The sequence below is a fragment of the Buttiauxella sp. 3AFRM03 genome (assembly GCF_003675305.1).
Lineage (GTDB): Bacteria > Pseudomonadota > Gammaproteobacteria > Enterobacterales > Enterobacteriaceae > Buttiauxella > Buttiauxella ferragutiae.
In genome coordinates this window covers 45,247-70,702 of record NZ_CP033074.1, presented here as the reverse complement: position 1 = coordinate 70,702, position 25,456 = coordinate 45,247, and the positions used below count along the sequence as shown (strand labels likewise).

Genomic DNA, 25,456 nt, shown 5'->3' with positions numbered 1-25,456 from the left:
AGTGTTTAAACGACCAACTACCAAGCCAGTAAAAAAGGATACCAGTGAAGCCCTGAATAACTTTCAGCGCTCTACTGCTGAAAATAAATTTATTCGCGTCATGCTTATTATCACCGTTATGTTGAATGCGTTTACTTATCATAAAGCGGATCAACTCGAAAAGCGCCAGACAACAGTCATCGTGCCTTATGGTGCAAAGTCTAGTGAAATGCTTATCACCGGTGAAAGCGCATCTACCAGCTATATGCGCCAGATTGGTCGCTTGATTGTTAGCGACTATGGCTCGGTATCTAAATCATCAGTTGACCAGAAGTATGCTGATCTGCTCAGTCTGGTATGGCCCGACCGTATCGAAGCTATGCGCATTAAACTGAATGAACGGGCTAAATATTTCAAACAGTTTAATTCAGTGACGCAAAGCCTGGAGCTTTCTCCAGATCAACCTATGGCTATCGTCACTAACCCTGCTGAAATTAATTACAAGACTGATGCCAAATCTAAATATCGTTATTCATTCGGTGTAGAACAACGAAAAATTATCGGTGAAACCGCACGTCCTGTCGAAACAATGAAAATGAGAATTGATTATACGATTGCTGATGGTCGATTCTGGCTTCTCGATATCGAATAACCCGCGTTTATAACTTTCAATTCAAGGTTTTTTATATGAAAACTACGTTATTGCTGGCACTACTGACGACTTCGTTAGTAGTAGGCGCGGCTGAGAAAAAAATCTATCCGCAAAATACTCAACGAGTATTACCAGAAATTTCAACTCAAGTTGTTTTATCCAATCGTGATGTTAACAGACTCGTATGTGAATCAGGCGAAGCTGTAAAACCTGTATTCAGTACTGAAAAACCAATTGACGTTAAAGTAAGTTCTGACCGCCGTTCGTTCTGGGTTAAATTTAAATACCTTGCTCAGGGCGGTGAAAACCATTACTACGCGGAACCGACTGAATTATTCCTCACATGTGGAACAAGCACATTCGAACTTATTGTTCTTCCAAAATATGAGAACCCGCACAAAATACTACTTGGCTCTGACACTAAAGAAAATATTAAAGATAATCAGGCATTATTTAGTGCGCTTTCTCTTGAAGAAGCTGCGGTATCACTGTCAACAAAAATTATCTCTGATGCGGATACCAATGGTCGTGGTCTACCAGAAAGTTTTGAAGTTATTCCGGTGAAGGATAACTGGGTGCGTAATATCTACGACAGCCGTGGCCGACAGATCCCTATTGAAGTGAAAAAAGAGCGTGATGTACTCGTTGATGGTACTGGGCTTCGAGGGTCGCAATATACCATCAGAGCGTTGAATAACGTCACTCTTACCGAAACCATGTTTCTAAACACAAAGTTCGGCACAAATATCTTTGCGATTACCGCCGAACGACTGGCGCTTAGCACAGGGCAGTTATCCACGCTGGTCATTATTCATCGGGAGTCTATGTAATGAATAACACCAAATTCCCCGTAATTGAAAAAGCCCGTGCATGGTTCTATCGCCAGCCGTCAGCCCAGCAACAGAAATATAAAAAGTGGGGCACGATTGGCGCGTTCGCCCTTGTCGCCCTCGGCGTGTATTACCTCACCGGACAGAACGAAAAAGCGCCGCGTGTTGCTGAAGTGCAAAAAGATGTCTCACCTCAGAAAGCCGAGAGCGTCATTCAGGACGATATCGTGACAACCCTGGGCGCACAGATCAAGCAACAGGGAAACACTATTGACCAGAAGGTGAATGATGCCGTGGCTGATGCTATCAGCAAAGGACAATTCAATCTCGCGCCCCCTTCCCAGACTGGTCAGGGGACAGCTACCCTTTCCACTCCCACACAGCCGGGGGCTGCTCAACCTGGGCAAAATTCCGCTGCTACCGGCAGCGCAGCGCCTGAATATCCTGGTATGGCAAACTACCCTGCCCCGTTGAATAACGGCGGTGCTGCTGATGCTAATCCTGATCAAGCGGCTGCGCCTATTGAAACACAGTGGCTCGGTGGCATTTCCGAAGGTAACGGTGATATCCCTCTTAACACACCTGAAGCGGATTCTGCCGCAAAAAAGAATACGATCCAGTTGCCGGTTGGATTTATGAAAGCAAAACTTCTGGTCGGCGTTAACGCGCTCACCGGGGAATACGGTTCTGAAAACCCGCAAACACTGATGTTCAGGGTACAGGCTCCGGCACAACTTCCCAACTTCATCAAAATGAACCTGCGTGGCTGCTTCAATATCTCCAACGTGAGCGGCAACCTCAGTTCAGAACGCATCATCGTCCTTCCCGTCTCGATTCACTGCATGACGATGGACGGGCGCTATATCGTTGAAGGTCAGGTTAAGGGATTTGTCTCTGACCGTGACGGGAAGCGCGATATGTCAGCGCGTGTTGTATCCCGCGCTGGCCGTCTGCTCGCCGGTACTGTACTCGCAAAATCCGTTGAAGCCTTTGCCAATGTCATCGGCAATCAGAGCATTCAACAGAACGTTTCACCTCTCGGTAGCATTAACACCATTAAGCCCGACGAAGCCGTTAAGAACGGTGCTGCTACGGGTGTGGCAGGTGGTTTCACCGAAGTCTCGAAGTATCTGCTCAATCTCGCACAACAAACCTCTCCGGCACTGGAAACCGGCCCCGGTAAAGACGTCATGCTCTTTATCCAGGAAACCGCTGAACTCACCATCAAAGAAGTAAGGATCAAATAATGAACATGACAAAACTTAGCCTGTTACTGATTTCTGCTTTCATCCTTACCGGCTGCTCTATCCTGCCGTACCACAACGATTTCGCGTGTAAACTGGAGGACGGTTACGGTCAATGTATCTCGTCTGATGATGCCTACACTGAAGCGACAACCGGCGCGAGTATGGGCCATGCCATTACTGAAGATGGGGTACAGAACGACCCAAAGGAATCTGCCGCTAAAACTGCGGCCAGCGCTGATGCACCAAGTAAACCCGCATCTGCCGCCTATGCCAGTTACCGTGATCGTGTATACGAACAAACGGCCAAACTTATCGATGCACCTCAGACGCCAGTCGTGCGCCAGCCGACTGTCGTCCGAACTTTAATTATGTCCTACTCTCCGGGGCTGGATGAGCAAACTGCCTACATGCCTCGCTACGTCTTTACCATGCTGAACGGGCCTAAATTCGTCCTCACTGACTATCAGTTATCGCGTGACGATGCAGCACCGGCATTCCTGACAGGAGGGAAAGGCTGATGCTTAAAACCTTACAACGTATAATTGAGAAGCATGTATTTCTCAAAGATGAAGTAACAAAATCAGACGTTCTGGGTCTGGCCGCTCGCGATCAGCCCAGTGAATATCTGCCCTACTTCAATTTTCAGGAACGCCTGCCCGGTGAGCAAGCAGACAGCAACTCGTTTCTGAACTTCGATAATACGATTGGCTGGATTTGGGAACTTAAGCCACTGGCCTTTTTAGGCAATGACAAGCTCGATAAGCTTCATAGCGTCATTCGTTCACAGTTTCCAAAAGGAACAGTGTCGCAGTGGATTCTCTTTCCCGATCACAACATGGAAGATTATCTACAGAAGTATCGCGACATTCGTAATACCGATGACCCCATTACCGCAATGAACGTAGAGGCAATGGACGCATTTATTCGTCGGGGTGCTGAAGGTGTGGAAAAAATGCGTAATCTTCCTATACGTAATTTTCGCCTTTTCCTCGCGATTAAGAATGAGCAGCGTATTTCAGAAGAATTACTTGTTTCCATTGAGCAAGCGCTCGAATTCATGGAGCCGCGCCGCTGGCATGCCTCTGACTTGGTTAAATGGGCTTCCGAGTTTTTCAGTGGCAAGCCCTCAAAAGGGCTGTATGACCCAGAGCGTCAGTTACGCAAGCAGATGAGTGTTACAAATCTGGATTTCTCCCTGCCTGGGTCAGTTAGCAAAATTGGTGATCGTTACGGAATTTGTCTGTACCCGAACGTTGTTCCGCAGAGTGGTAATACTCCGCTGCGTACCAACGAACTTTTTGGCGGCTTTATGGGGCAGGAAGATGATATTCGACAAATAAAATCTCCCTTTATGTACACCCTGACCGTCATTTATGACGATCTGAAAAAGAATATCTCTGATAAGGCGACTCAGACGATGTTTCAGCGCGTGGGGGCGAGTCTCGCCGCCGCGTTAAATCAACGTATTATTGAATTTGGCATCATGCAGAACATGATTGCCAAGCAAAGCAAATTTTCTTACATCATCCCGCAACTCTGGGTATTTGGCGACACAGAGCAGGCTGCGGTTGTCGCCGCAGGCCAGGCAAAAAGCATCTGGGAAGGTTTTGATTTTGAAATGATGTATGAAACCAACATTAAGCAGGTGATGTTCTACACCGCGCTGCCTTTTGGTTTTTATAACATCGAGAACAACATTGAGACGATAGATCGTCATTTCTATCTCGATAATGAAAACATTACCCGCTTCCTGCCTGTTCAGGGCGATTTTCGCGGCGGTGGCCGTCCCGTGCAATCGTATATCGGTCGTAAAGGCCAGAATATCAGTATTGACATGTACGATCCCCGAGCCAATGCGCACAACTTTTCCGTTATTGCCGAAACAGGGGGAGGTAAATCCTTCTTCCTGAATGACATGGTTGATTCATACCTGAGTATTGGCGCAAAAGCCCGAATCATGGATTTGGGTAAATCCTACGAAAAGCTCACCCGCATTCGCAAAGGCCGGTACATTGACTTCAATCTTGAGAAGCCGATTTGCATCAACCCACTCGACTTTACCTGGAACGATGCAGAAGACCTTGCACAAAATATTTCCACGGCTCAAATCGTATTCAGTGCATGTGCCTACGCATTTACCAGTCAACCTGTAGACGAAATTGAAGCCAACCTGATTGACCGCGCCTGTAAATTTGCAATAACTGATGGTCAGCAGTTACGCGGAACGAATGCCATTACTGACTACCTCAAATCCTCTAAGTTTCTTGATTCCGAATTTATGGATAAAACATCAACCAGTGCCGATACCCTTCGCCTTAAAGGTGGAAACCTGGCTTTTCTGCTTGATAATTTTACATCCGAGGGTCATTACGGGGCATTCTTCACCGGCCCTACCACTTTTAATATTAAAGATGACCAATTCGTCTGTACCGATATTGAAAAGCTCCGCGCTGTAAAACAACTCTTTTATCCGATGATCGTTAATCTGATGAACGCCATTACGATGGATTTGTACCTGTCCGACCGAACCACTCCCAACATCATTCTCGTTGAGGAAGTCGCGTCTATGTTGCAAAAAACAGGCTTCGTTACGATGGACGGTTTAACCCAGATGATCAACGAATGCTACCGTCGCGCCCGTAAGTATCGGGGTGCAATGGGTGTCGTCCTTCAGTCTCCACTTGATTATCTGGCTCTGCCAGGTCTGGGGGACGTTGTTAAATCAAACGCCCAGTGGCGCTATTACCTCACGTCCAGCATGTATGACGAAGCGGCCAGTAAAGGTGTGCTACCCAATATAACCGGTGGATTCCCTCTCAAGCTGTTGCGCAGTGTCCGTAACGCACGTCCTAACTATGGTGAAGTGTTCATTGACAGTCCTTTAGGGATGGGGGTAGCCCGGCTGTGCGTCGATAACTGGCGATACTGGATTAACACCTCCGATGGTAAAGATGTTGCGGCATTCGATCTGCTACTCAAACAGGGGAAAGAGCCAGTCGAAGCCCTGCAACAACTCTCTGGCGTGTCAGCAACTCTGTTAAAAGCCGGGTGACGCATGAAGACACTCCCTATCCTGCTGGGAGCATTTATGCTCCCGCTTTTTGCGCATGCGCAAATCAGTGCAACGCCTGATCCAAAAAAAATAAATGAAAGCAAAGACGTGGCCGGTGCTATTTCCTCCACCGTAAAAGGCAAAACAAGTAACGCCTCCCGCCTAAATGAAAGTCAGATTCGCCCGGTTTCGGGCGATAACAATATGAAAACTTACGACGGCAAGACGACGTTCAATGGCAAAGCTGTCTGCAAAGGGTCATCTGAATTCATGCGCATGCTGGTACAACCCTCCACTAACGGTAATCTGAAAATTCTTAACATCATGCAGGATACCGATCTTAACGGAAGTCTTGATATTACGACTTCGCCGGGCTGGGATGTGTCTGTGGTATGCAGTAATGGGTTCCAGACATGCACCGATGCCAATAACGCGGCGACCTGCACCTCCTGGGCGTGGGTAGCAAATGCGCAGAACTATCAGTTAGGCCGTAAAAGCGTTGCCATGAGTGAACTGGGTGGTTGTTACTGCATCAACAACAGTTGTGGCAATAACCTCGCCTGGAACAACCTCAGTCAGGTGCTGAACGACCTCGGAGGTGGTGCGTCACAGGCGCTGTCACGCGCAAATCCCTGGTTCACATTGAGCCAGATAAAGGTAGACGGTGTATCGGCATCCTTTGTCGGCGGCGATACCGCATCCTGCTCGATGGGAGATTCAGAGGGTTTCTTTGGCACGGCTGATGGCAAGAAAATCCTGACCTATCAGGATAATTACAATGCGATGAAATCCGATGCTAATTACACGGCTAAAACCAGTGATGCTTATCGAATGATTACTGATGGGAGCCTAAATCCTAACGAAAAATCAGATATCTATAACTGTGACATTAACCGAAATATCGCTCTTGATGAGCCTAAGCTTAATGAAATTATCGCCTTTGACGGAGGGCAAGGTTCCGTACAGCAATGTGGTTCTGACTGCCTGCAACTGGTTCTTGGCAGGCTGGGTGATAACTACTGGAGCGGTTCATGTAAATACTTCGAGGTTGATTCCAACTTTTTTATTAAGGATCACACCCGCATAGCCAGTGCCACACTGGTTAATGCTGTATTTGATGACTGGATGCAGCTCTGGGCCGGGGATAAAGTCGTCTGGAATGGCCCTTATGGAAACTGGAACGATGCTGGCCCTGTTCCCGGTGCGTGTGAACTCAGTAAGTCCTGGAACGTTTCTCCTAATCTGGATTTTAAGCAATACCTCAACCAAAACGGCCAGGTTAAATTCAAAATCCGCGTAGAAGTCTCTGGTGAAGGTGAGGGTTATGCCCTTGTTCGCCTGAAAGCCGATTTGTCGTGCCGCGAAGGTAAGGAATATACAACTAATACCTGCACAGCTTATGAGAATGACCAAAACTGCCAGTTAGTTGATGAAACGGTTGATGGCGTGAAAACATTTATCGGCAATATCAACACCGGGTTGATCCCTTTACCGCAAACTAAAACGTTACAGGGCAGCTTCTGTTCTTTACCTGTCAAACGGGACTGGTTCACAAAGAAACGCGCGTATCGTTGCAACCGCAAAGTGGATTTCAACTTCGACAATATTATCGAACGTAAAGCCTACATTAATAAAACCGTCACGCCTGGCGACTATCAGGACAAAATGTTCTCGAATGGCAAAGTCTCTTATGGATCTGGAGATTTGTTCTGGCCCGATATGCCTACTGTTGGCCCATGTATCAATATGTGTAAAACGCGCAAGGCAAAAACAACACCTGATATGGCTATAAGTGGTCAGGTTGATCAGAACAATAAAGCGGGAATTACTAAGTATGACAATTTTTATTATGAATGTGACGCCAGTAATGCCTGCCCTGCGGAACCCGGTGAAGAAGTCATTAAAGCCTGCCAGTGCCTGAATGAATTTGCTGAAGCATCAGCGATTATGCAGGTTATTCGTCAGGCAGGTCAGGACATGATTTGTAGTTCTGGTAATACCAAAAAGCCTGATGGCAGCGCTAAATAAGGTGACAACATGGAATATCTAAAAAAAATACTTAGTTTGGTTCTTATATTCACACAATTAGTCATGCTTATTGGAGTTATGCCTGCGCGAGCAGAAAATCCAGTCGCTCCTAATTACGTGTGCGGCCAAGATTTGAATAGCAATGGTTATCTGGGCGATGAGGGCGAATACCAGTCATGTAAGACAGCCACTATAAATCACTCAGCACCGGCGGATACATTTTGCTTACCGGGCTATTCCATGCAGCCCAGCGGCAGGTGCGCCCGGTTCAGTTATGCACCAATCAACAATCAGTGCCCACAAGGAACCTATATCCAGAATGGTCGTTGTTTAAAGGAAGAATATCTAGCGGCGCAGGCTTATTGCCCTTCAGGGACAGTGAAGGTTGGTAATGTTTGCCAGTCCTACAGCTATACTCCTGCGAGTCAGGTGTGTCCGTCTGGCTCGTATGTTCAGAACGGAAGATGTATCACCGCTTCTCAGATTGAACCCGTTCAAGGTTGTATTTCGCCATATACCTATAATCCCTATAACCCTCCTGAGCTAGGTTGTCGATATTTAGTACCACAGAGTAACAAAAATTGTGGTTTGGTTCCCGCCTCACAGCGACCACCTGGATATACATTTTCTCAAGGCTTTGAGCTTGGAGCAGAGAAAGGTTGTTTATATCAAAAACCTGTCGATAACATTTGTTCACAAGGAGTTATGAGCAGTGGGATGTGCGTATTCAATACCGATAAAGGCCCAGTATCATTAGTTTGTCCGAGCGGCTCAGTAGTTGAAAATGGTCAGTGTAAAAAAACAACTGTTTCCGATCTTAACTATTTGTGTAATGTGGGAACATTCACTAACGGACAATGTAAAGTTACCAGTGATGCAGGGCCAGTTTCACTTGTTTGCCCTCCATTATATATAATCGAAAATGGACAATGTGTACTGACCTCTATTTCAGATACACAGTATAAATGTAATCAGGGTGGATTAAATGGCACACAATGTAAGTGGAATACTTCTGAAAACTATTGTCCTATCGGCGTAGATAATGCTTGCCTGAATAATAATGGTGGCGCGGGGTGTTCGTCTAACAAATGCATCGATATCACGCAAAACAAACCCGTTGATGAGGGTAACGTTGACGGTTCGATGTTGGTTGATGATGGGAAAAAAAACGAAGATGGCGTTTGCATGGATCAGCTTTTCATCTTCAGTGGCCGTGGACAGGATTGTAAGCTCGCCGGTATCGATACTGCGTATAAAAACTGCTGTAAAAGTGAAGGGAAAGTCTTCACAGATGGCGCAGGTGCGATGGGAACGGTATCCACTGCGGCCAGCACTGTATCCAAAGTCTACGGCGCGGCCCAGGAAGCCTACACCTACTATACCGTCGCAATGCAGGCAACCGGTGATGCTGCTGTAGCATCTTCAATGGCTGCTCAGGGTTTTGGCAATGCGATGATTGTTGCCTTTGACCCGACAAGCCTAGCAATTTCCATAGCCATTTACTTTGCCATGCAATATCTGATGAAAGCCTGCGATCAGACCTCGATGGAAACCGCTATGCAGGCAGGCTCTGGTTACTGTCATGAGGTTGGGACTTACTGCAAAAAGAAAATCCCTCTGCTGGGATGTGTGCAAAAGGCGACGTCCTATTGCTGCTTTAACTCCAAGCTCGCACGAATCATCCATGAACAGGGTCGTCCCCAACTGAAGAACTTCAACGGCTGGGGCGATGCCGGTTCACCACAATGCCGAGGATTCTCCCCGGATGAATTTCAGGCGCTTGATTTCAGTAAAATTGACCTGAGCGAGTACGTGGAAGACATGGTGAAAAAGGCCACGGATGAAATTCAAAGTAATGTTAATCAGATAACGCAGGACTTTTACGAGAAAACTAATTAAAACCAAATGTGAGCACTATAATAGTGCTCACATAACCTAGTAAAAACAACACGATATAGCATGCAATCAGACAGCATTCCTTAATCAAAAATTTGGTGTGTCATTTAATCAATTCTGGTTTATGATATAAATTCATATCACGGAACAGTGACGCATCATGCTTAAATTGACCGCTCTCCTTCTCAGCGCTGGCCTGACATTATCGGCCAGCGCTGCAAGCGTTAGTAATACGATCGGACAGGTCTACGAAATCGCTGAACCTGACGCACTGGCTGAAATCGAACAACGCGTCCGGGCAGTAGACTGGTCTAAGGAATTGAACAAAAACCGGGAGTCCTGGGCTACATTTCAGGGGATTCCATTACCTGCGGCCAAAGAAACCCGCACCCGCTACCACGTCCCTTTTTATACTTCTCTGGTTGATGTTCCTGACCAGAACGGCAAAGTGCTGTACCCGAAAGGCTATACCTTCAACCCACTTCAGTTTGTCCATCTTCCTCAGCGTATCGTTGTGATAAGCCCCGGTCAGGAAGAATGGCTTAAGGCCAACGCGCAGAGTACAGACATGGTGCTCTATACGCATGGTGATGTCATACGCAAGAGCGATGCCATCAACCGCCCCGCGTTTATTCTCGATGCCACGCTGAAACAGCGTCTGGATATACAAGTCACGCCAACCGTTGTGACGCAGGAAGGTTCTCGCCTGGTCATCAATGAATACGAATGGCAAGCCGATAAAAAGCACTCTACGGCCATGCTTCGGGCAATGTCCAGTGACATGCTCAGTGCCACTTCAGAATTGATGGCAACCGCGTTTAATACGCTGATCCCTGCGGCACATGCTGAGTGCAAAACGTCATTCCTGAATCCTGTGACTGACATTGGCTGGTCTTGTATTTTCCCGATGCGTATCGCCGGTGTTCAGATAGTTGGTGGCGAAGAAAATCCCGGTTCAGCAGACTCACCCGTATGTGTGTGTAAAGGCGGGTCGATCCCCCGAATTGGCCTGCGCACTTCCTTCTGGGAGCCAAAACGCATTATCGATACCGTTTCCGATCCGTACTGCATGATGCCTCTCGGCACATCCCTGAATACGCCTAAGCCTGGAACGCTTGGCGGTGGCCTTAATGAAAACAACGGGTCTAAACGCGCATTCCAGCAAGCTCACTATTACATTTTCCCGGCCTGGAAAATCCTCGATATGTTTTACGACATTCCCTGCCTGGACGATGAAGGGTATGACGTGGCGATGATGACGGAGATCCTGCCTCAGTGGAACAACGACATCCTGAGTCTGATTATTAACCCTGAAGCCCTTCTTTTCGCTAATCCTATATCCACCATCACCTGCTCTGCTGATGCGGCTGCGGCCTCCTTCGGCATGCCCCTGAATGCCCTGTTCTGGTGTATGGGGTCATGGGGTAATGCTTACCCGCTATCCGGCTCCATAACCTCTACAGATTATGTTGAAGCCAATGCCGGTATCGCCGCCAGAACCATTTACATGATGGGCCGACTCGGTTTGCTCTGGAATACCTCAGCGGATGGTTGCTACCGCGAACTGGCCCCTATCTGGCGTAAAGACCGCTTTAAGCTACAAATGATGCGCCCGGCCAGAAGCACAGCCTGTATTCCTCTGGGCCGCGAAGGTCTGTTGTGGACAGGCGGCAAGCACGATCCGCGAAAAGATAATTTCATGTGGATGATGTTTGAAAAGAAAGACTGCTGCGTGAGTTATCAGGGTTCGGTTCTTTAAATTTATTCATTTGCGCATGCGCAAATTATTAAAGGGATAAACGATGAAATTCATTATTTCGAATAAGCATATTACCTTCACGCTGCTGTTTATATTTCTGCTGTGCGTTTTTGGCGGCAAAATTTCAGCGGCCATTGTTAACGAAACGGCTCTTGTGCAATGGCTGACTGAGAACCGTATTAATAACGTCTTTACCGGTGCTGATTTCTCCATCCTGCCTGCGGTCGCTGTATTGGCTGTGATTTACCTCCTGAGCGCTGTCCTTCAAAGCGTCCTTATTGTGCTTCTTGACCTTTGGGACTACCTGACAACCCCTCCGACTGTCACGTCGGTTCAAAAGGACACGGCTATCCCGCAGGCGAAGTCCTCTGAAGAATCCCTGAAGTCTGAGCCAACGATGGGCGAACTGCCAGTGGATGATAAATCAACAGAGCCGAAGGACAAGCAACCATGAAGAACAGCCACATCATTCTTCTTGCTGCCCTTGCATCGTTCGGGGTCTATGCGACCGGTAATAACAGCCTGTCCATCGATATCACCCCGGAAATGATGGCGGCAGCAAATAAGGCCAATACCGGATTAGCAGAGAGCGTAAGCGGTGACAAACACGCGTCCTCACGGCAGTTTGCGGCCTCTGTCGCTGAGTTCTCCAGAAGCAATGAATTTCGTGAAAAGCAGAATGCCGTTAAAGCCCAGGTATTAGGTTCCAGTGGTCTGAACAGCGATCCTGAAGAAGAACAGGGGCCAAAGCTTGCCGGGAATCAACTGGTGATGTTCGTTTCCAGCAGCATGCCGCTCAATACCCTGCGTAACTACGCCAGGGATTTATCAAAAGTCGGCGGCGTAATGGTGATGCGGGGAACAGTCGGCGGGATCAGCAAAATGCAGGAAACCATAAATCTGACGCGCAGCGTACTTGTCGCCAACCCTACGTGTGAAGGAGCAAAGTGCAAAATGTGGGGTACAGAAATGCTGATTGATCCGATGCTTTTCCGGCTCTACGACATTAAAAGAGTTCCTGCATTGATATATCAGCCCGATATGCACATCCAGAGTTACTGCGATGGCCTTGAGAATGCAACCAAAGCGTCTGCGGTGGTGTATGGGGATGCCTCTGTGCGCCGCTTGCTGGAACGCATGAACGTCATATCGCCTGACGCAAAGGTTAAGGCTCTGGTAGAACGTCTGGAGAAAGCATGATGCGAGCGATCCTGAAATCCCGTAAACGCCTATCCAGTGATGCCCGGAGACTCATCAATACCACCACGATTGCGCTGAGTCTGGCGTTTGCTTACAGCCTGTTCACGCACATTTTAATCCCGGCAACTCACAGCGTTAATCCTCGTGTTCTCTATCGCGCCGGTGAACAGGCCACGCAGCAGAATGACTATGTGAAATTCCAGCGTACCGATGATTACCTGCCCAATGGCAAAGCCTGGCTCGTTAAACGGCTGGGCTGTGTGGCCGGGCAGTATCTCTCCCGTATTGGCAATCAGTTCTATTGCGATGGCGAACAAATTGCGCAGGTCATGTTGCGCGATACCAACGGCAAAAGTCTCCCTGAGTTTACGTATACCGGCACGGTTCCTGAAGGTCAGGCTTTTGCCGTGGGTGATACCGCGAACAGTTATGACAGCCGTTACTGGGGCTTTATCCGCATGTCTGATACCGAAAAACTCATTCCCCTTATCTGAATGATTTGCGCATGCGCAAATGACCGATAGAACGAGGACGATATGTGCAAAAAACTTATAACCCTGACGCTGATTAGCCTGGCATTCCATGCCACGGCCAGCGCCAGTGCCGAACCCGTCAAGAACAACCCGAAACATGGCCTGTTCTGGTATGAAACGCCAAAAAAAGAAGAAGAAAAGAAAGCCGAAGCCAAATACCCGCGTCCGGTCGTGCCTTCTCCTGATGAACTCTTTCAGATGCACCCCAAAGATATGCAGGAATTACTGGATAAAACCCGCGACTACGCGGTGTATAAGCTTTCCCCGGATGCTGTGCTTGATTACTACAAAGTCCAGGACGCGACACGGCGTAAAGCTTCTGCATTCACTAACCTGACCGGCTACGTGATGCTCGATAACCCTTCACTGAATGCGGCGCAGGACTACCCCATTACCAATCCGGGAAATGCTGAGAAACAGCGAGAGCGCCAGAAATCCAAAAACGACCTGCTCCAAAAGAACCGCAACGAATACGCGTTGTTGTTTTTTACCGAGCCAAAATGCGGATTTTGCGTACAGCAATCCCGAATTCTTGAAAACTTCCAGCGCGATAGTAGCTGGTATATCAAACAGATTGATATTACCCGTGAACCTGCCGCCAAGAAGAAATTTAACGTAGACCGTGCGCCCGTCACGATCCTTATAAAACGTAATGCGCCTGATAAATGGATGCCTGTTTCTGTTGGTGTGGATTCACTCGATAACCTTCGCACCAGTATTTACAACATGACGCGGGTATTAAACGGCGATACCGATCCCCGCCAGTTCTTCACCAATGAACAACAGCAGGGTGGATTCTTTGATCCTCTTAAAGGAACGACCAAATGAATATTGCAAAATTTGCTCTGTTATTGCTGTTACTCATTCTGAAGCCGTTGCAGGCTTCGGAATACACGCCATCTTCCGTGCAGCAGGAAGCACAGGGTATGAGTCAGTATCTTTATAAAAACAGGCTCAATTATGCCCTTTTGTATTTCGTTCAACCCGGCTGCGCTTATTGCCAACAACAGTTGCCGGTGATGGGTGAGTTTCAGGCCCAGACAGGTTTGTATGTAAAGACCATCGATATCATTCAAAACCCGGAAGTACGGTCAAAATTTAACGTCAACGCCACGCCGGTCATTGTGCTGATCAAACGCAATGGCAGTGCCAGGAACTGGCAGACCGTATCAATCGGGTACTCCCCCCTTCTGACGCTTCGTTCTGACGTTTTCAAGCTGGTTCGCCTTATGAACGGCCACGCAGCTCCCGGACAGTATCAGGCCCGTACTCAACCTAATGCGGCAACGCAAATTACCCAATAGGTATTAAAGATGAAGAAACTAATGCGTTTTGGCCTCCTTTTCATTGCCGCCATTTCACCTCTGGCGGCAATGGCCGATAACTGGGCTGATAAGTGGTTTGATAATGCTGTGTATGACTCACCGAGCAGCTTCGACAGCCAGAAACGGGGATATTACACAATGGGGGGATTTACCGCCCGAACCACAACCAGTACCGATTACCCGATTACCATTTCTCCCCCACGCCTTTCCGTAGGCTGTGGTGGTATTGACGGATTTCTGGGAGGATTCTCGTTTCTTGATCCTGATTTTCTGGTTGAAAAGGCGCAACGCGCAATGCAGGCCGCCCCCTATGTGGCCTTTGATATGGCCCTTAAAACGATGTGTAAGGAGTGCGCTGACACACTGGGGAAAGTCGAGCAAATTACAAACTTCCTGAACGGCATTCAGCTAAATGAATGTGCGATGGCAAAACCTATTGCAACAGCAATGGTGGAACGTGATCCCCAGGCGCTTCAGGGATTATGGACAGAAATTACCGGCACAAAAAACCTTGAAGAAGCGACCGACCGTATGTGGAGCGATACCACATCAAAAATTAAAGCTGCCGATGACAAACCTATCGCTGACCTCAAATCAATGATTGCGGGTTGCCCTGCTGACTTCCGTGATTTGATGCAGCACGGTTCCGTTGTTCAGCGAGCGGCCTCCAAAGTGGGGATGTCTGATTTTGCCGATACTATTCGCGGCTATCTTGGGGATGTGTGGATTGAAGCGAAGACTAATGACAAAATCCCCGTTGCCAAAAGCATCACCAGTTGCCCTCAGAACAAGCGCTTTTCTCTCGATGACATGCTCAATGGCCGCTCTTATATCAAGACCATCGACCAACAATGCGTACCGTCAGGCTCCCGCCCGGTTCGCACGGTTGTTTATCAGAAAATGGAAAGTATACTGACGCGCATTAAAAACAACCAACCGCTGAACAGCGAAAACCAGGCATTCATCAACCAGACCAACATTCCGGTATACGCCATTCTGAAGCAGTCGGTCGTCTCCGGTCAGGATCAGGTCATGCTGAACGTTCTGAGCGAATTTGTTGGCCTCTATTACACCTACTACATCTTTACCGATTTATACCGCAATTCGGAAAACACCTTTAACAAAGTCAATGAAATGGTATCGACGCCGTTAAGCGACCCGAATGCCGGTTCTAAGCCGTGTCGGATGGATCTGTTTAAACCGGCCATTGCGAAATTTGACGATTTGATTGTGCAGTCCCGCGATGCTGGCGTGAAAGTGGAAGCCGAATTTAACAGCAAATTGCAGTCCTACATGCTCAACCAGAGCTTTATCAAATCGGTCGAGACGGAAGATCGTCAGGGCCAGACAGACCGCGCTGCCGGGAGTTTACGTTGATGAAGAAACAGCACATTCTTTTACTGGCGCTCCTGTGCGCCAGTCCTTCAGCCTTTGCGCTTGATGGCGAATACGTGGTGATGGGAGGGTTCTCAACCATCGTTAACGCATTCACACGCCTGAAACTGATGTTTAACGACAACGAATACAAAACCATGATTTCGGCATTCGTAGTCGTCGGCATGGTGGCGGCATTACTGCTTAAATCAGCTAAAGGTGGTCTGGAATTTCTGGAAACAGGCAAAGGTCAGATGGGACTCGGCTGGCTCTATCTGACAGTCGTCGGGACACTGTTCTACTTCGGCCTGGTAACACAAAAAGGAACCATTCATATCTACGACCAGAGCCGTAATCAGTACCAGGCTGTGAGTGGCATCCCCGACTTTTTGATAGCCACGGCAACCGTCACTAATTCCGTCTATCAGGCGTTTGTGGATATGTCGAACCGCAATACAGCCACCACAACGCGGTTTACGGGAGAAGGTACGCCAATCAAGATGTTGCTTGGCGTACTGAACCGCAATGGCGCACAGTTTGATCCTTACCTGACGGATAACATCAGGACGATGTGGAATCAGTGCTCCGCAGTGGCTCAGTCTCGCGGATTTGATCCCCGTACATTGAAAACCGGCTCATCCGTTCTGGATGTGGTTTCCGCGCTGGCTCCGCTTCGCAATCAGGCGGTTTATACCCAATGGTATAGCCCTTCCAATCCGGCAGGGGCAACTGTCACCTGTGACCAGGCATATGTGTCGCTGAAAAGCGATCTGGGCAACCCTGCGTCTTACAATGCCCGTCTTCGGGATGTTTGTAGTAAAAACGGCTACCAGGTCGCGGATGCAGCACAGTTCGCTGACTGTAAAGGCCGCATGGAAGAAGGATTGCAGACCATTTTCTCTGCCAATGGCTTATCCCTGAACACCATTATGAGCAACATCGTTGTTTCTCAGGCCATTGCGGATGCCATGCTTCAGAATAACCCTGAAGTGGCCGCAAGCATGATGGCTAACCGCGCCATGATTAACGGCGGGATGGCTGACGCTATCACTAACCCGGAATGGCTGAGCTTTATCATGTCCGGTGTCATTGCCATCATTCTTTCCATCACCCCCTTGCTGTTGCTGCTCGTATTCACCCCGTTACTCGGTAAGGCACTGACGCTGCTGTTAGGTCTGTGGATCTTCATTACCACCTGGCAGATTGCTGACACATTACTATTGCAGGCGGGTACGGATGAAATACTCACGGCCATGAGTGATATTCGCTCAATGGGGCTGGGTATCGATGCGGTTCAAATGGGGCCATCCTCCACCATGAAAGCCATGTCCGTAATGGCTTCCGCAAGGGAAACAGCCGTTCAGATTGCAATGCTGGTCGCTGCAATGTTTGGCATCAGTGCTTATGGCCTCGGTGCGTTCGGTCAGAAAGCGATGGGACGGCTGGATCGCGTTACTGAAGAAGTCAGTGATAAAGCCTTTACCCCTGAAGGAAAAGGCGCACAAATTAACGCCATGCGTCAGGGCCATGCCACACTGCAAACGGCTGCGGAAGTCGGCAGCATCGAGCAAATGAGCAATGCCACTTCGTACCGTGACACATCGGATACCTTCAGTTCCAACCTTCAGATTCAGGGGCTTGGTGGCGGTGTTGGTACAGCGGCACAGCGTTCCGCGTCAGTGGACGCTGGTCGTTCAACGGGTACGGTTAAAGGTTATGAAGGGGGAAATGTTGGGGGTGGTTATATGCCTGCTGAAGCCACGGCCATGACCTCCACGCAAGCCTCGGTCGGTGACGGAAGGGGCCGTGAAGCGGCTGCGGATAGCGCCGGTATGAACGTCACAGATATGACGGCATTGAATACCGGTGTCGGCACGACAATGCAGACGTCTGATGCAAAATCGAACCTACAGCACGGCGGGGGGCAACTCGATACACTGGCCGCGCAGCAACGCGATGTGCATGGTACAGAGCGTAGTGTGCAGATTGGTCATGCTGGCGGGGTTCGTGACGCAGCCAGTGCCGCAGGTAAATCGGTTACGGCATTTAGCAGGGAAAGTACGGCAACCAGCCAGACCAGCGAACACGCATCCGGTCAGGGCCAATTGCAGGCCGCAGGCTCACTGACAGGCATGCACTCACGCGGTGTTTATACTGCCGGTGCTGAAAGTGATGAACGTCTTGGCCGCACTCAGGCGCTCCATAACGCATATGACGAAAACGGCGGCATCACCAGTGGCGTCACGGAATCACAAACTGAGCATTTGAAACAGAACCTGAGCGATATGCGCGAGCAACGCGCCAACGTCAACGAAATTGGGGCGGCCACAGGAACATCGGAACCGGAATCCCGTACTATCCTCTCTGCGGCTCGTTCGGCAGAACAAATGGGTACGCTCGAAGGGAATCACTACAGCCCTGAGCAAATGCAGTCAAACAGCGCCTGGTCTAGCGAGAAAGGCGCGAATGTCATTCAGGGTGAAAAAGCAGTATTCAATGAAACCGGGAAATCCATGCCAGCTACAGCGCAACGCCGGGGTGAAATTGAGACACATACCACTCTGGCCGAGCAAGGCAAGTTTGACACTGTTAGCAATGTGATAGGGGGCGATGCGCCAGCGGCTGATGCTATCGCCGGGGCAAATACCAACATGGCCGTGACTAAAAACGAAGCTCAACAACTGGCTAACAATGGCCTGCTTGATCCGATTCAGGTTCAGGCAATCCCGGATAACTCAGTCGGTACGGTTCACATGGGTCTGCGACTGGGTGAAGATGGAAAAGCTGTTGCGACATCAAGCGTGGCAACCGGTCAGAGCACGTCCATCGATAACAGCTTCCGCAACGACAGCGGTCAGACAATGGGTACAGAAACAAGTGCGATCCAGCAGCTTGAAAGCCCGCAGGCAGTTAACCAGTTGCTCACGGCCAGTGAACACAAACTGTCCGGGTCTTCGCCGTTGACGTTTGCGACTGAGGCATCCCGCGCCCTTAATCCGATTTACAACCAGGCCCAGCAAGCGCTGTCAACTAACTCGACGGCAGCCAGTGCAGGAATTTCGACTCCAGCTATCGCCGGGCTGTTTGGGCTTAGCGCAAGTGCTGTAGCTCAGGTAGAGCTGTCGAATGTAAATAGCGGATCAATTGATCTGAACACCGCCTTATTCCAGCACAAGGTTGACGGTTATCGCCATGAAGCTGAAAAATCGGCTGATGCGATGTCTCTTACCGGTGCTAAGCGCGACCAATACATTACGGATATGGTGGCCCCTCAAGCCGCGACACTCTTCCAAAAGGTTAAGGAGGGCTATACTGAGTTATCGTCCAGTAATGCTGATAAGTCTACAGGCAACGATATGCGAACGCCTGCCACTCCCCAGGGTGAACAGCAAGTATCCACCCAGCCACGGGAAAACATGTTCTCCGCAAACGGGGCAGGAAGTCCACAGGAGTATATGGCAATGCAGCGCCAGCAACATCATCAGCCAGCCCCACGGGATAAGCCAGCAGGTCTTGAGGGAAGTCAAACCGGCAGTGTAAACAAGGATGATGATTCTACGTCCTCGGCGCACCCCCCTGTAAATCTGGAAAGCTCTCAGCAAGGCATACCTGTTGAGGCTGATACCGGCTCTAAACAGGGAAACATACCGCGTTAAACCCTACCCCGCACTTGCATAGATAACACTAATGTGTTACAGATTAAGTGCGGGGATTTAATTTTATTGTTGATGAACCGACCATAATGATGAGGATACGCTATGAAAAAATGGCTTGCTACACTCATTGATGACCTGAAATATTTAGGTTCTGAAGTGAAAAAAGAATGCGCTAATATAGAGGTAACTCCGGCAGCAAAAGTGACAGATTCAGCTAAACCACATTTGCCGGTATATATCCCTTTTGATTCGAAATGTCCCGGTACGAATGTAAAATTTTATCGTCACTAATTTGCGCATGCGCAAAAATGCAGAACAGCCGTCTGCATTTTTTTTGTCATACTATGATACAAATTTATATCATGGTGCTATATGCTTAAACCTGTTTGTATTTTTACCGCGCTATGTCTTCCGATGACGGCAGGAGCAATCGAACTGACCGCCGCAGACAGTGCAGCATCACAAAAAATTCAATATATGCAGCAACGGGCAGGAACCGATCATTCCCGGATGGCCGCTTATATTCAGGCTGACCAGGTGTTTACGCAGTGGTGCGGAAAACCGGCAACCGTCAGGGATTTGAAACGGATTACGGCACAGGAGGGATTTACCGACTTATATTCCCGTCTGTCCGAAGGTAAAGCACTCGGCATGACGCAGACCAAAGCATTACTAATAAACAACAATCCCAATTTTTGTAAGGAGAAGAAATGAACGACGATATGATTAATATTATTGGTATCGGTTGTCTGGCCGCGCTGTTCTGGTATATCCAGATCCACCGGCCAAAGAAAAAACTCAAGTCACCAGGGGAATTACAGCTTAAGTCTGTCATGACCTCTGACGAGCGCGAAATGTACTCGGCATTAAAATCGCTTTTTGCTGCGCCCTATATTATCAAAAACAATGTGACGCTCGATGACCTGGTATTTTCACCGTCACTCAATAAGAAACCGTTCTTTCATAAAGCCATGCGCGAGCAGAAAGTTGGCTGGCTGATCCTGAATGACAAGTACACACCGGTTCTGGCCGTGGACATGACAACGGGTGATGATGAAATTAAACTGAATTGCCTCGCCAGCGCCGGTATCCCCTGCTGCATCATGGACTCAGGTACGCCAGCAACACAGATTGCTGATGAACTTACCCAGGCCGCTGCTGAATTGTCCCTGCCGCTGACCGGCGCACTGCCAGCTACTGAACCCCAGACCTCCGAAGCCGCCTGACAGGAACAGAACGGCCCTTCGGGGCTGTTCTGTGATGATATGATGCTTAAGCATACTTTTCCGCAAAAAATCGACGCTTACTGCCACACCGTCCGGGTTTATACCTCCACCTGCGATTATGCGCTGTCAGCAACCATCCGTGATGCGTCCCGTGAACTCGCCAGGCTTGTCAGCCATGATTACCGCCATAACCCGCCGACACAGTGCTATCAGGTATTCAGCGCCTCTGGCCGGGGGTACTGGATTATAGGGATCAGCGCAGAGGCAAAGGATGCGTTGCAGACCCGCTTTTCCGTTTTGTCTCAAAGCCAGCGTCTCATTGACCGCCACCACTGCACCGATAATATTGCGCTGATTATCGAATATGAGCTAAATAAAATGCCCGTGAGAAATATCACGGGCATTTAAATGCAATAATAAATAGCGTTACGCGTAACGTTATTTTTTAGGTTTACTTACCATATTGTAAATAATGCAGCCAAAGAATGCTGCAACCACAAGGATCGCCTGCCAGAACATGATAGGATCATGCGTCATAATAGTTCTCCGTCAGTAATAGTCCGTAAAGACTGAGATCAGTATAAGCCCTGCTACGAGAACATAAGTAAAACTAAAAGGTGATTGAGATTAATCCAGGTTGCGCCGGGGGAATCGGCGCAGGCGTATCAATAAACCACTTTCCAGACATGTGAGGGGATTTTGTCATACAGCTTGCCGGTTTTAATTTCCGCATAGCGATGATCGGATGCAGAATAAAAAACGACAAGTTCCGATGCGGGGAGTGAGTCCTCTTTACGCTCAATGATTTTATCCAGTGTGGTAATTTCTGTGACGCGCCGGAGTTGCAATAGCCAGTCCTGCTTATTCAATTCATTATTCCTTTTTAGTAATCACTGACCAGTTGCGGCCCGGCGTAGTTGTCAAAGCGTGACCACTGGCCGTTGAACGTCAGTCTGAGTGTACCAATCGGCCCGTTGCGCTGCTTGCCAAGAATAATTTCGGCAATGCCCTTATCCTCCGACCGTTCGTTATACACCTCATCACGATAAATGAAGATGATAAGGTCAGCATCCTGTTCGATAGAACCGGATTCCCGTAGATCTGAGTTGATAGGACGCTTATCAGCACGCGACTCCAGCGAGCGATTAAGTTGTGACAGAGCAACCACCGGGATATTAAGTTCTTTAGCCAGACTTTTGAGCGCCCGACTTATCTCCGCAATTTCCAGTGTGCGGTTTGCTGAGTGTTCAGGTACGCGCATAAGCTGGAGGTAATCGACCATAATCATTGCCAGCCCACCCGTTTCCCGGTGCAGACGGCGCGCCCGTGCGCGAACCGTTTGCGGGGTGAGTCCTGATTCATCATCAATGAAGATATTTTTCCGCTCGGAGAGAATACCGGTAGTCCCAGTCAGCCGAGTCCAGTCCTCGTCTGTCATTTGCCCTGTGCGTATATTGGTCTGGTCTATGCGCCCCAGTGACGCATACATACGCATCATCAGTTGCTCTTTAGGCATTTCAAGGCTGAAGATCAAAACCGCTTTATCCTGACTCAGTGCGACGTTCTCACAGATATTCATGGCAAACGTGGTTTTGCCCATCGATGGCCGCGCGGCCACCACAATCAGATCGCCGTTTTGCAAACCTGCGGTCTTCTTGTTGAGATCTGTATAACCGGTATCCAGCCCAGTCACACCGTCATGAGGCTTATCTAACAATGCCTGTAAGCGTTCAACGGTCGCGTCCATTACATCGAGGATTGAGGTCGGCCCGGCCTGCCGGTCATCGCGTGACGCGGTGATGTGCATCACTTTACGCTCAGCCAAATCGACAAGCTCAGCCGCATTCATACCCCGTGGCTGAAGTGTCTGCGTAGCGATCTCATTCACTGCCGCCAACAATTCGCGCTTTAAGGCCGCTTCCCGGACGATATCAGCGTAGGCATGAATATTCGCTGCACTGGGGGTGTTCTTGGAGAGCGTTGCCAGATAGCCAAACCCGCCACAGGCATCCTCAAGCCCTTTCCCGCTAAGTTGTTCACTCAGGGTAATCAGGTCAATTGGGCTACCCCGTTTAATCAGGGAGCGCATTTCACTGAAGATAACCCGGTGCTGACGAAGATAGAAATCTGCTTCCCCCACAACTTCAGTGACACTATCCCATTCATCATTAACCAGCATTAAACCGCCCAGAACGGACTGTTCAGCCTCTACAGAATGGGGAACAGGCAATCCCTGTTCACTGCTGTCTTTTTGGTTTGTCATGGTGTCACGGCCATCGTCTGCATTGAGGTTGAAAATAACAGATAAGTGTTACCTGCTTCAAAATGATACTACGCACGGCGCGACACGGCAAAGAGATTGCCCTGTTTATCTCTGGAACCTGTCATTTGTCGGAGAATACTTGTCCGGCAGAGGACGGGTTGGGCAAGCCGTAGGCGCGTCAGTTTAGCTTTATTAAAATGATGAGTAATAATCTGAGAGGTGTTTAACTAATATTCGCTTTTCGGCTTTTGCTTCGCCCAAATCGGATTCACACCTTCTTTCCAAATAAACAACAGATTCATAGGCAGGGAAAAGTAAGGCAAGCATATATCCATGAACGCCTTCATATTATCAGTTGCGTTGCCTGTATCCCCAAAATCAAAGGGATCTGACGATAACAGTCCAGACCAAATTGGGACGATGATTAATCCAGCAATTGCCGGGAAAATGCGCTCAAAATTAATCTTCACCTCTGATTCAGAGTAGATTCTAGAAACCAGCAAGCGAATAAATATAATTAGAACAAGGAAGTTAGTTATACGTACCCATAGCGGTTGCAATTCAATTCCTGTGTTCCAAAAAACTAATATCATTCCCCCAGCCATTCCTAACGCCGGAGCCATGATCAAAGCAATGATTATTGAAGCAATACTGTTCATAAAATAGCTCTCTGAAAAACTGTAATGTTAATCGGCAATTACAACGCCAGGCTTTAGAACTATTCCGTGCCAGTCATCAGCAAAGCTGGTTAACCCTGGCGCGTCAATGGTCGGCATCGAAACGTTCTGCGTGTGATAAGTGCCATCATTGTCTATTCCGGCAATACAATCACCGTTGTACCCACTCATACTGTCCAGAACGCAGTAGAAGCGCCCGCCTGCGGCTCTGAAGTCTTTGACCGCCCTTTCCATCCGTCGCCACGCCCGGTGTTGTTCAGGTGTGAGATCGACTAAATCCTGAAGGGTTGGCTTGTTACATTCTTCGATAAGTTTGCGCATGCGCAAATCTCCCGATGACAGAGGGAATTAATCAGGGGTGTTATCCCGGATAAACTGCTCTGCTGTCTCATGTTCATCAAAGCAGGAAACCACAAACGTCTCGCTGGCATAATCGCCGCGCACTTCGAATTCGAATGCGTCGTTTTCGTCGCACTCTTTTCTGTCAATATCTAAGGGAATAATTCTGAGGTTGTCGTACTCCGCATCCTCACCAAACGGCAAATCACTGAAGATTTGGCGCAGCGGTCGAACATCGTATTCACTGCTCACACGGCAGGCTTCATGCAGTTCGCCGCCTAACGTGTCCAGCACATCCTTACCAATTACGGTGTCACCGTGGCCGCGCATCATTTCTGCAACCGCAAAAATCCCCCCACGCAGAAAGCCCTTATTTTCTTCTTCCTTAACCGATTCAACCTGGTCAGTCATTTCGAACCCCTCACTTATCATGATACAAATTAATATCATAACAATATAACAGATAAGTGTTACGTGCAAGTTCATCGACGACTGATTTCGAGCACACTAGAAAAAAGTTGTTGTTCTATAAAACTGCCTTACAATGTACGCCATTCGTACTATTCCTATAGATTTCAGTTGATTGTCAAGGGTGATGAAATGGCTAGTTACACATTTACACAATGGGCAGAGATCTATGCCAGGAGAATAGTTCAGTGCAAAGATGGCACTGCACGATTACTGGAAATGGAGAAAATCTGGCGCGATATTCAGAAACTCACGTCAGACGGTGTGCCTCTGACTGATGAGCAAAAGGCCCGGATGCTCGATGAGCTTAAACAGGCGCTCAAAAAGCTAGGTTATGATGATTCAGTCCTTGCCCTTGAATATCGTAAAGGCACAGAGGTTTACGAGGAATTAGCGAAATCAGCCTCCATCAGCAATGAAGAACTGCTGTCGATGATGAAGATGGTTGCTAAAGGGCCGGGGCCAAAGCCATGACGCAGGATCATATCAATATTCTGACAATAGCAATGTCGGGCGCTGCTCTTGCTGCTTCGATCTATTCAGCCATTCAGTACCGAAATGCCAACGTGATTTCCGGTACAGCGCTCAGGTTGCAGGAAGCCGCACTTGAAAGCCAGATAACGAGTAGCATCGCCACTGCTGCCCTGCAATTGCGAGAAGCAATGATAAAACTCAGTGAAGCTGATAATGCAGCGGCCAGCTACCCTGTCATAGAACAAAACCTCAAAGCGGCGCAGGAAACATGGCTCAATGCTCACGACCAGGCTTGTATGAGTTACCGCGAAGGAAAGCTGAACAAAGACACCTTCAAGCGCACCTATCACATAGCAATACGACAATTAATGGATAATAGAGAATTACGTGATTTCTTCAGCCCAGCAGACACTTCTAAATATCAGTCAATAATATTTGTTTACCGTGAATGGGAAACGTCTCAGCGATGATATCAGTG

At 48.5% G+C, this 25,456-nt stretch carries 26 protein-coding genes; 21 read left to right on the top strand and 5 right to left on the bottom strand.

What is annotated here, in order from left to right; all coding sequences use genetic code 11:
* Position 1: 1 nt before the first annotated feature.
* The 19 genes from D8682_RS00480 (at position 2) to D8682_RS00390 (ending at position 21,165) form a co-directional block, all read left to right on the top strand.
* Entirely contained in the window at positions 2 to 631 is a 630-nt protein-coding gene (locus D8682_RS00480) for a TraE/TraK family type IV conjugative transfer system protein (protein ID WP_121813156.1), read from the top strand.
* A 35-nt stretch (positions 632 to 666) separates the two neighbouring features.
* The gene (locus D8682_RS00475) at positions 667 to 1,461 is read left to right on the top strand and encodes a type-F conjugative transfer system secretin TraK (protein ID WP_121813155.1); all 795 of its coding nucleotides are present in this window, start codon (positions 667 to 669) and stop codon (positions 1,459 to 1,461) included.
* Positions 1,461 to 2,708 carry a TrbI/VirB10 family protein gene (locus tag D8682_RS00470; RefSeq protein WP_121813154.1) on the top strand — a complete coding sequence of 416 codons (1,248 nt, stop codon included), beginning with the start codon at positions 1,461 to 1,463 and terminating at the stop codon, positions 2,706 to 2,708. Before D8682_RS00475 ends, D8682_RS00470 begins: the two co-directional genes overlap by 1 nt.
* Complete coding sequence (locus D8682_RS00465) at positions 2,708 to 3,226, top strand: TraV family lipoprotein (RefSeq protein WP_121813153.1); 519 nt, start codon at positions 2,708 to 2,710, stop codon at positions 3,224 to 3,226. Before D8682_RS00470 ends, D8682_RS00465 begins: the two co-directional genes overlap by 1 nt.
* A complete protein-coding gene (locus D8682_RS00460) occupies positions 3,226 to 5,760 on the top strand; it encodes a TraC family protein (RefSeq protein ID WP_121813152.1) in 2,535 nt (844 codons plus the stop codon). Before D8682_RS00465 ends, D8682_RS00460 begins: the two co-directional genes overlap by 1 nt.
* Before the next feature lie 3 nt (positions 5,761 to 5,763).
* Positions 5,764 to 7,788 carry a conjugal transfer protein TraN gene (locus tag D8682_RS00455; protein WP_121813151.1) on the top strand — a complete coding sequence of 675 codons (2,025 nt, stop codon included), beginning with the start codon at positions 5,764 to 5,766 and terminating at the stop codon, positions 7,786 to 7,788.
* A gap of 9 nt (positions 7,789 to 7,797) precedes the next feature.
* Positions 7,798 to 9,687: a conjugal transfer protein TraN gene (gene traN / locus D8682_RS00450; protein WP_121813150.1), complete on the top strand. Its 1,890-nt coding sequence runs from the start codon at positions 7,798 to 7,800 to the stop codon at positions 9,685 to 9,687.
* Positions 9,688 to 9,844: 157 nt separating this feature from the next.
* A complete protein-coding gene (locus tag D8682_RS00445; protein ID WP_121813149.1) occupies positions 9,845 to 11,443 on the top strand; it encodes a TraU family protein in 1,599 nt (532 codons plus the stop codon).
* A gap of 43 nt (positions 11,444 to 11,486) precedes the next feature.
* Positions 11,487 to 11,897, top strand: coding sequence for a hypothetical protein (locus D8682_RS00440; RefSeq protein WP_121813148.1), 411 nt, complete (start codon positions 11,487 to 11,489; stop codon positions 11,895 to 11,897).
* Positions 11,894 to 12,643, top strand: a complete 750-nt coding sequence (locus D8682_RS00435) for a type-F conjugative transfer system pilin assembly protein TrbC (RefSeq protein ID WP_121813147.1) — start codon at positions 11,894 to 11,896, stop codon at positions 12,641 to 12,643. Before D8682_RS00440 ends, D8682_RS00435 begins: the two co-directional genes overlap by 4 nt.
* Positions 12,640 to 13,137, top strand: a complete 498-nt coding sequence (locus D8682_RS00430; protein WP_121813146.1) for a S26 family signal peptidase — start codon at positions 12,640 to 12,642, stop codon at positions 13,135 to 13,137. The genes D8682_RS00435 and D8682_RS00430 overlap by 4 nt, the downstream gene beginning before the upstream one ends.
* A 42-nt stretch (positions 13,138 to 13,179) precedes the next feature.
* Entirely contained in the window at positions 13,180 to 14,004 is an 825-nt protein-coding gene (locus D8682_RS00425) for a conjugal transfer protein TraF (protein ID WP_121813145.1), read from the top strand.
* Positions 14,001 to 14,480 carry a conjugal transfer protein TraF gene (gene traF / locus D8682_RS00420; protein ID WP_121813144.1) on the top strand — a complete coding sequence of 160 codons (480 nt, stop codon included), beginning with the start codon at positions 14,001 to 14,003 and terminating at the stop codon, positions 14,478 to 14,480. The genes D8682_RS00425 and traF overlap by 4 nt, the downstream gene beginning before the upstream one ends.
* Positions 14,481 to 14,489: 9 nt before the next feature.
* Complete coding sequence (locus D8682_RS00415) at positions 14,490 to 15,878, top strand: conjugal transfer protein TraH (RefSeq protein WP_121813143.1); 1,389 nt, start codon at positions 14,490 to 14,492, stop codon at positions 15,876 to 15,878.
* A complete protein-coding gene (locus D8682_RS00410; RefSeq protein ID WP_121813142.1) occupies positions 15,878 to 19,531 on the top strand; it encodes a conjugal transfer protein TraG N-terminal domain-containing protein in 3,654 nt (1,217 codons plus the stop codon). The genes D8682_RS00415 and D8682_RS00410 overlap by 1 nt, the downstream gene beginning before the upstream one ends.
* 102 nt (positions 19,532 to 19,633) lie before the next feature.
* A complete protein-coding gene (locus tag D8682_RS00405) occupies positions 19,634 to 19,822 on the top strand; it encodes a hypothetical protein (protein ID WP_121813141.1) in 189 nt (62 codons plus the stop codon).
* A gap of 81 nt (positions 19,823 to 19,903) precedes the next feature.
* Complete coding sequence (locus D8682_RS00400; protein ID WP_121813140.1) at positions 19,904 to 20,245, top strand: hypothetical protein; 342 nt, start codon at positions 19,904 to 19,906, stop codon at positions 20,243 to 20,245.
* Positions 20,242 to 20,757 (top strand): DUF2726 domain-containing protein, encoded by a 516-nt coding sequence (locus tag D8682_RS00395; RefSeq protein ID WP_121813139.1) that lies wholly within the window; start codon positions 20,242 to 20,244, stop codon positions 20,755 to 20,757. The genes D8682_RS00400 and D8682_RS00395 overlap by 4 nt, the downstream gene beginning before the upstream one ends.
* A gap of 42 nt (positions 20,758 to 20,799) precedes the next feature.
* A complete protein-coding gene (locus D8682_RS00390) occupies positions 20,800 to 21,165 on the top strand; it encodes a hypothetical protein (RefSeq protein ID WP_162302951.1) in 366 nt (121 codons plus the stop codon).
* A 257-nt stretch (positions 21,166 to 21,422) separates the two neighbouring features.
* Here the strand turns inward: D8682_RS00390 and D8682_RS00385 are convergent, their stop codons facing one another.
* The 5 genes from D8682_RS00385 to D8682_RS00365 all read right to left on the bottom strand — a co-directional run bounded on the left by D8682_RS00385 (position 21,423) and on the right by D8682_RS00365 (position 24,447).
* Entirely contained in the window at positions 21,423 to 21,626 is a 204-nt protein-coding gene (locus tag D8682_RS00385) for an Hha/YmoA family nucleoid-associated regulatory protein (RefSeq protein WP_121813137.1), read from the bottom strand.
* A gap of 14 nt (positions 21,627 to 21,640) precedes the next feature.
* Positions 21,641 to 23,020, bottom strand: coding sequence for a replicative DNA helicase (gene dnaB, locus D8682_RS00380; RefSeq protein WP_121813136.1), 1,380 nt, complete (start codon positions 23,018 to 23,020; stop codon positions 21,641 to 21,643).
* A 227-nt stretch (positions 23,021 to 23,247) separates the two neighbouring features.
* Positions 23,248 to 23,679 (bottom strand): hypothetical protein, encoded by a 432-nt coding sequence (locus tag D8682_RS00375; protein ID WP_121813135.1) that lies wholly within the window; start codon positions 23,677 to 23,679, stop codon positions 23,248 to 23,250.
* Positions 23,680 to 23,706: 27 nt separating this feature from the next.
* Positions 23,707 to 24,018: a hypothetical protein gene (locus tag D8682_RS00370; protein ID WP_121813134.1), complete on the bottom strand. Its 312-nt coding sequence runs from the start codon at positions 24,016 to 24,018 to the stop codon at positions 23,707 to 23,709.
* A 27-nt stretch (positions 24,019 to 24,045) separates the two neighbouring features.
* A complete protein-coding gene (locus D8682_RS00365; protein WP_121813133.1) occupies positions 24,046 to 24,447 on the bottom strand; it encodes a hypothetical protein in 402 nt (133 codons plus the stop codon).
* 189 nt (positions 24,448 to 24,636) lie between these two features.
* Here D8682_RS00365 and D8682_RS00360 point away from each other — a divergent pair, with 189 nt between their 5' ends.
* On the top strand, positions 24,637 to 24,978 hold the full coding sequence (locus D8682_RS00360) for a hypothetical protein (RefSeq protein WP_121813132.1): 342 nt from the start codon (positions 24,637 to 24,639) through the stop codon (positions 24,976 to 24,978).
* Complete coding sequence (locus tag D8682_RS00355) at positions 24,975 to 25,448, top strand: hypothetical protein (protein WP_121813131.1); 474 nt, start codon at positions 24,975 to 24,977, stop codon at positions 25,446 to 25,448. The genes D8682_RS00360 and D8682_RS00355 overlap by 4 nt, the downstream gene beginning before the upstream one ends.
* Positions 25,449 to 25,456 lie beyond the last annotated feature (8 nt).